Genomic DNA, 4991 nt, shown 5'->3' with positions numbered 1-4991 from the left:
TGAACCTTCTGATCGATCACCTTGCGAGCGGCATCCAGAATCTGTTCTGCAGTGGCAGGTAGATAGCGACCTTATTCATCGCCAGCCATCAGGGAAGCCTGAAAGGGAGAGAAAGCTGCGCCCTGATTGTGCTCAGTTGGTCGGGTGGAATTGCCTGGAACCGGCCCAGAACGGCGCGGCGCAGGGCGAGAAAAGGGGACACCCCTCGCGGTGCCCCCCAATTTGAATGCCTAAGCTGCTGTTGGTCTGGTTCAGAATTTTGGTCGACGTCAGTTGTTAAACAAGGGTAGATAGCCCAGCTCGACGAGCTTAGTGTCCAGCGTGCCGACGATGCGGAAGTGCTCTCGATTCCGTTCATCCATGACCTGGGCGCAACTCACCAGTACCGTGCCGCGTTCCGGTATGTCGATCAGCTCATCCGCATCCGGAAAATCGCTGGGGTTTAGCGAGTGTGGGCAAAAACCGATCCAGCCGATGGTTTGTCGGTCGGAGAAGGTTTGGCCATCCAGGTAGTACCTGCCGGGAGCGACCACACCCCAATCGATTTCGGGCCAGATGGATACCGCTAGGCGCAGCATTTCCACCAACACCGGACGTGGGTTTTCAAGGGCTGAAACCAGAGCTCCAGCATCTTCGAAATCCATGCTGGATATGGACTCCATGTCATGTGCGTCGTAACTGAAGGCCAGGCCTCCTTGCTGCGGATCTTCCTGTCCATTCCAGACGGATACCGACAGCCATGTTGGATACTCGACGTCAAAGCTTGCGGCTGCCGCGTTGGCCAACGTGAGAGGCTTGCTCAGTATCTCGTTGCTCAACGCGTCCTGAACTGAGGCGCCTTGCAAATACCATTTGCTAAGAAGCGGATGTAATTGGCCCAACGCACTCAGATAGTGGCGTATCCGCTCCAACTGCTCTTCATGGGGCACCGCGGCGATCGCGTGCTTCTTGAAGCGCATCTTGAATACAAAGGACCGGAAAGAATTTGCCATGCTGGCTCCTCAGGCAATCAGATGGTTCTACAAGCGCTCTGGCAGGGTATTGGTGGCATCCAGATAGGGCTCACTATTGAGCAGTTTGTCGTGCCAGCTGGGTAGGTCGCCATCATCCACGTCAAGGCGCTTGAGCCACTGATCAGCCGACCAGCCCACCAACCGTAACTCCCCGTCATGTGAGCCACCATGCAAGGAGCCTACGGTTTCGTAGCGGATGCCCTTGAGTGCATGGTTCAGCAGCACATAGGGAGCAGGTCTCGGGTCGTCAGCATCTCCGCCAAGGTAGGGGTGAGCGCCTGCTTGAATGACTACGCCGTTGCTGCACCCGTAGAAAACGAAATGACTCGACGGCAATTGACTGCGTAGCGCGTCCAGGCCACCCACCTGATCCAAACGCATCTGGTCGAGCAAGGTCAGCCAGTTGATGCTCTTGATCTTGGCGTGCTTGAACGCCGGGCGATTAGCGAGCAGCGCTGCGGTACCTACATCCAGGCCGGGCATGCGTTGAGCCATAAAGGCTTCGGTGGGTTCGTTGTCATCGCGCCGAGTCGGTGACAGGTTGAAGGCCAGGCCGGCGTAACCCTGCTCGGGATCCAGCCGACGGGCGAAGCTCTGGAATAGCTGCTGAAAAAACAGGGGGTTCTGTTCCTGGTAAAGCAGTGGAGCCGAGAACTCCAGAACGCTTAGGCCGTCCCCCATCTTGGCTTGCCACCCACGCTTGCCGTAGATATCGAAGAGCCAAGTGCCGGCATCATGGGCGTTTTTTCCATTGGTGTAGGAGAAGCTGAGGTGATCATCCTCATCCATCTCCTGCATCATTTCCCGCAGCGGCTTTGCGTCCTTGTAGGCGATAAGCGGCTTACCCTTGGGGGGCTCTTCCCGCCACAACCAAGTCAGATGCGGTTCTGCCACCTTCTTGAACTCGTCGAAGCATTGGCAAAGCGCTTCACGTACCAAGGGCGTGTGTGCCTCTCTGAAGTAGAGCGTGCCGCGCACGCAAAGTACTGCCCCAATGTAGTCCTCTGGGCCGCCTTTCATCAGCAGGTTACCGGGCATTTCCAGTAGGTGAGGCTGCTTGGCCAGTTCCTCGGCCAGGTCGAATGGTTGTGCCATGGGTGTTCCTCGAAATCAGTAAGCAGGTGCTGGAAGCGGCGGGCGTGGCGAGCGGCCACGGGTCAGGATATACATCAGAGCGCTTGCCGCCGCAGCGGCCCAGCCCAGTTGTTCGACAGGTACCTCGGACTGCTGGTTTTCCTGGCTGCAGTCGCACTCGGTTGATTTCATTTCAACCACTTTTCGCTCATCCCCAGCGATAGCTGCGTATGCTTCAGTTTGCTCGCGATTCTTCTGATCCGGTGGGAACTTCATCTCCACCACCTGCTTGATATTGTCCTGCGTCGGCGGCTTGTTGGGATCCATGACGATCACCACGTCAGGACGGCGAATCATCCCCTTGCCCGGTTTGAAGGGCGGATGCTCCGGGTCATCATTCCAGTACTTGCTGATCCACCCCGGTATCCAGCCGTGAGCGCTGCTGCCCGACTGGCTGTCGAGAATGGGCTGCGGCGGGTTCTTGGTCATGTCGTAGCTGACTTCGGGCCGATAAGAACTATGCCCTTGAAGCACCTCATTCAGCTCGCCGAGTCGTTGGGCAACACAGGACTGTTTGAGGTTCTTGCCATCCTGGCTGATGTTAGGCGTGCTGCTGCAGTAGCAGATCGCTGAGCACAAAACCTTCTTGTCCTGCGGATCGAGCTTAGGCTCCAGCACACCTACTGGATTGACCTTGCCAGTCGGGCTCATACCACCTTGGGAAAGGCTTGGCTGATCGCTCATTGCCCATCCCCCTGAACCAGATCGATATGCAGGGTTTCAGAGGCGTCGTGATTGACCCAGGAGGTCATGCCTTCTGCATCTGTCGTGTCGATGGCACTCCACCCGCCGCTCGACCAGACTTTCACCCTACGACCGGCAACAGGTTTGCCGGTCTCCTGGTCGATCAATTGGAAGCGTCCGGAGAAGGGGGCAGTGGAGTTGCTTAGGGCAGCAGGAGGCGTGAAGGCAGCCACGACCGAGGCATCGCCGATCAGCACAGTTGCTGAGCCCCCGACGATCACATTGCCGTGCGCGCCGACACTCCCCAGTGTGGCCGCCGGCAAGCCGTTGATGAACACGGTGGAGGCCACCGCTGAAGCGATTGGGCTTCCACAGGCAGAAACGTCAGTCTGCCTGGCTGCTGGCAGCCCGTCGAACAGGACGTTGGGCGAGCCGGCAGCGATGGGATTGGTGCCATGGCCTGGCAGCGGGCAGGCCGTAGGGTCGGTAACACGAGCTGCTGGTTTTCCACTCATTCTGCAGATCCTTGCATGAGCGCGATGTCGCTTCGAAGAAGATGGCCAGAGGGGCGGCCGGGACCATCGAGAGGCCCGGACACGACTCGCTCCAGCCAGATTTCGCACGCGACCTTAGCAGGATGAAATTGCGCAGAATTTTGCGCGAATGGTCCCGAAGCCCCGGGATGTGTGGGCTTGCTGCGACTGTAAGAAAATATTGCGTGTGCGAGTCGAAGGGAGCGATGGACGATCATGCTGTCGCTCCCCATGTGATCCAGCAGCGCTGGGCTGGGAAAGCTGGTCGAGACTCGAGTATCAAGAGATGGAAAGGGCGGATGTGAATCGCCAAGGCTTAAAGCGCTGCTGATGAAGGTTTGCTCTGTGGAGGTGTGGATTCGTAGTGATCGGCGAGAGGTCTGCCGCGGCAGACAATGTTGCCGCTTAGGTTGGTCGTTTCGGTGCAGCTGGCGCCGATGATTACGCTGCGTTGACTTGCCCACCTCGCCCTGTGCATCGTTGGCTTGTGGGACTGGTTTGAACAAAACCCTCCTAGGCAACTGGGATTATTCGATAGGAGCAGGGATGGGAGCTTTCACTCCGGCTGGAGAAACGCGTGTAGCTGTTCTGGTGGATTGCGACAACGTATCGCCCGAGATTCTGGAACACGCATTGCGCGTTGTGGCCCAGTTCGGACGTGTCGTCCTGAGAAGGGGGTATGGCAATCACGGCACCTTGGCCAACAAATGGCAGGAGGCGCTCGTCCGTCTGGCCTTCACGCCATGCCTTCAATACCAGTATGCAGCCGGTAAGAATACCTCCGATATCGCCTTGGCTCTGGATGCAATGGAAGCGCTCTTCGATCACCGTGCGGATACGTTCTGCCTGGTGACCAGCGACTCCGATTTCGCTTACCTGTGCCGCAAGCTCAGAGAGCGCGGCGCTACCGTCTGCATCGTCGGTGAACCCAAGACTCCCGACGCACTGCGCAACGCCAGCGACCAGTTCTTTGAGTGGCGCCGCGAAGAGCACTTCCAGGAACCTGTTGCAGAGCAGGCTGACAACCCCGCAGCCAAGGCTGAATCAAGCGCCAAGCAGGAAACCGCCAAGCCTGAACCCAGCAAGCCAGTCGTTAAACGGCGGCCCCGATTCGTGGTGGATGCTGTATCTCTGCTTGCAGGTGGAACCAGTGAAGGCAAGGTCACCCTGAGCGCCCTTGGGCAGTACCTCAAGCGTACCGATCCGGCGTTCTCGCCAAACGCCTACGGCCATTCTGGGCTGCTCGACATGATCAGAACCTACGACCTGCTGCACCTGATCGAAGAGAACGGCGGACACTGGACTGTGGGGCTGGCAGCCAAGGAAGAGGAACCGGCTGAACACGCAGCGCATGCCTAAAGGGCGCAGCAAAAAGGGGGCTCAGCCCCCTTGATTCATAGCAACCCAAGCTCAGCGAAAGATACAGTGCGTTGGCCTGCCACGATGACGTGATCCAGCGAGCGGACATCCACCAGCGCCAAGGCTTCCTTCAAGCGCTGTGTGAGCGTCTTGTCAGCCTGGCTTGGCTCTGGATTTCCGCTTGGATGGTTGTGCGCGAAGATCACAGCAGCCGCATTCAGGCGCAGTGCTTCCTTAACCACCTCGCGCGGGTACACAGAGGCACTGT

The 4991-nt window shown here is 58.2% G+C and carries 6 protein-coding genes and 1 pseudogene; 1 reads left to right on the top strand and 6 read right to left on the bottom strand.

Going from position 1 to position 4991, the window contains the following annotated elements; all coding sequences use genetic code 11:
• The 5 genes and pseudogenes from EA796_RS23530 to EA796_RS22755 all read right to left on the bottom strand — a co-directional run.
• Window positions 1-89, bottom strand: a pseudogene (locus EA796_RS23530) (DNA repair protein RadC); the annotation flags it as partial.
• Between the two features lie 180 nt (window positions 90-269).
• Window positions 270-992: an Imm52 family immunity protein gene (locus EA796_RS22770; protein WP_122110271.1), complete on the bottom strand. Its 723-nt coding sequence runs from the start codon at window positions 990-992 to the stop codon at window positions 270-272.
• A gap of 27 nt (window positions 993-1019) precedes the next feature.
• Window positions 1020-2108 carry a DUF3396 domain-containing protein gene (locus tag EA796_RS22765; RefSeq protein ID WP_122110270.1) on the bottom strand — a complete coding sequence of 363 codons (1089 nt, stop codon included), beginning with the start codon at window positions 2106-2108 and terminating at the stop codon, window positions 1020-1022.
• Window positions 2109-2123: 15 nt separating this feature from the next.
• Window positions 2124-2831, bottom strand: a complete 708-nt coding sequence (locus EA796_RS22760; RefSeq protein WP_122110269.1) for a VRR-NUC domain-containing protein — start codon at window positions 2829-2831, stop codon at window positions 2124-2126.
• Window positions 2828-3346 carry a PAAR domain-containing protein gene (locus tag EA796_RS22755; protein ID WP_122110268.1) on the bottom strand — a complete coding sequence of 173 codons (519 nt, stop codon included), beginning with the start codon at window positions 3344-3346 and terminating at the stop codon, window positions 2828-2830. The genes EA796_RS22760 and EA796_RS22755 overlap by 4 nt, the downstream gene beginning before the upstream one ends.
• Before the next feature lie 564 nt (window positions 3347-3910).
• Here EA796_RS22755 and EA796_RS22750 point away from each other — a divergent pair.
• Window positions 3911-4723 carry an NYN domain-containing protein gene (locus EA796_RS22750; protein WP_122110267.1) on the top strand — a complete coding sequence of 271 codons (813 nt, stop codon included), beginning with the start codon at window positions 3911-3913 and terminating at the stop codon, window positions 4721-4723.
• 35 nt (window positions 4724-4758) lie between these two features.
• Here the strand turns inward: EA796_RS22750 and EA796_RS22745 are convergent.
• Window positions 4759-4991 (bottom strand): JAB domain-containing protein (locus EA796_RS22745; RefSeq protein WP_305956006.1); only part of this gene is annotated, 233 nt, incomplete at its 5' end.

The organism is Pseudomonas sp. AOB-7, from assembly GCF_003696305.1.
GTDB lineage: Bacteria > Pseudomonadota > Gammaproteobacteria > Pseudomonadales > Pseudomonadaceae > Aquipseudomonas.
Note: the sequence above shows the minus strand (reverse complement) of the source record. Positions and strands in the feature narration are given on the sequence as shown.

What these genes read in the sequence shown, in the direction of transcription:
- EA796_RS22770 (WP_122110271.1), bottom strand. Translation starts at nt 992, where the DNA reads ATGGCAAATTCTTTCCGGTCCTTTGTATTCAAGATGCGCTTCAAGAAG.
- EA796_RS22765 (WP_122110270.1), bottom strand. Translation starts at nt 2,108, where the DNA reads ATGGCACAACCATTCGACCTGGCCGAGGAACTGGCCAAGCAGCCTCAC.
- EA796_RS22760 (WP_122110269.1), bottom strand. Translation starts at nt 2,831, where the DNA reads ATGAGCGATCAGCCAAGCCTTTCCCAAGGTGGTATGAGCCCGACTGGC.
- EA796_RS22755 (WP_122110268.1), bottom strand. Translation starts at nt 3,346, where the DNA reads ATGAGTGGAAAACCAGCAGCTCGTGTTACCGACCCTACGGCCTGCCCG.
- EA796_RS22750 (WP_122110267.1), top strand. Translation starts at nt 3,911, where the DNA reads ATGGGAGCTTTCACTCCGGCTGGAGAAACGCGTGTAGCTGTTCTGGTG.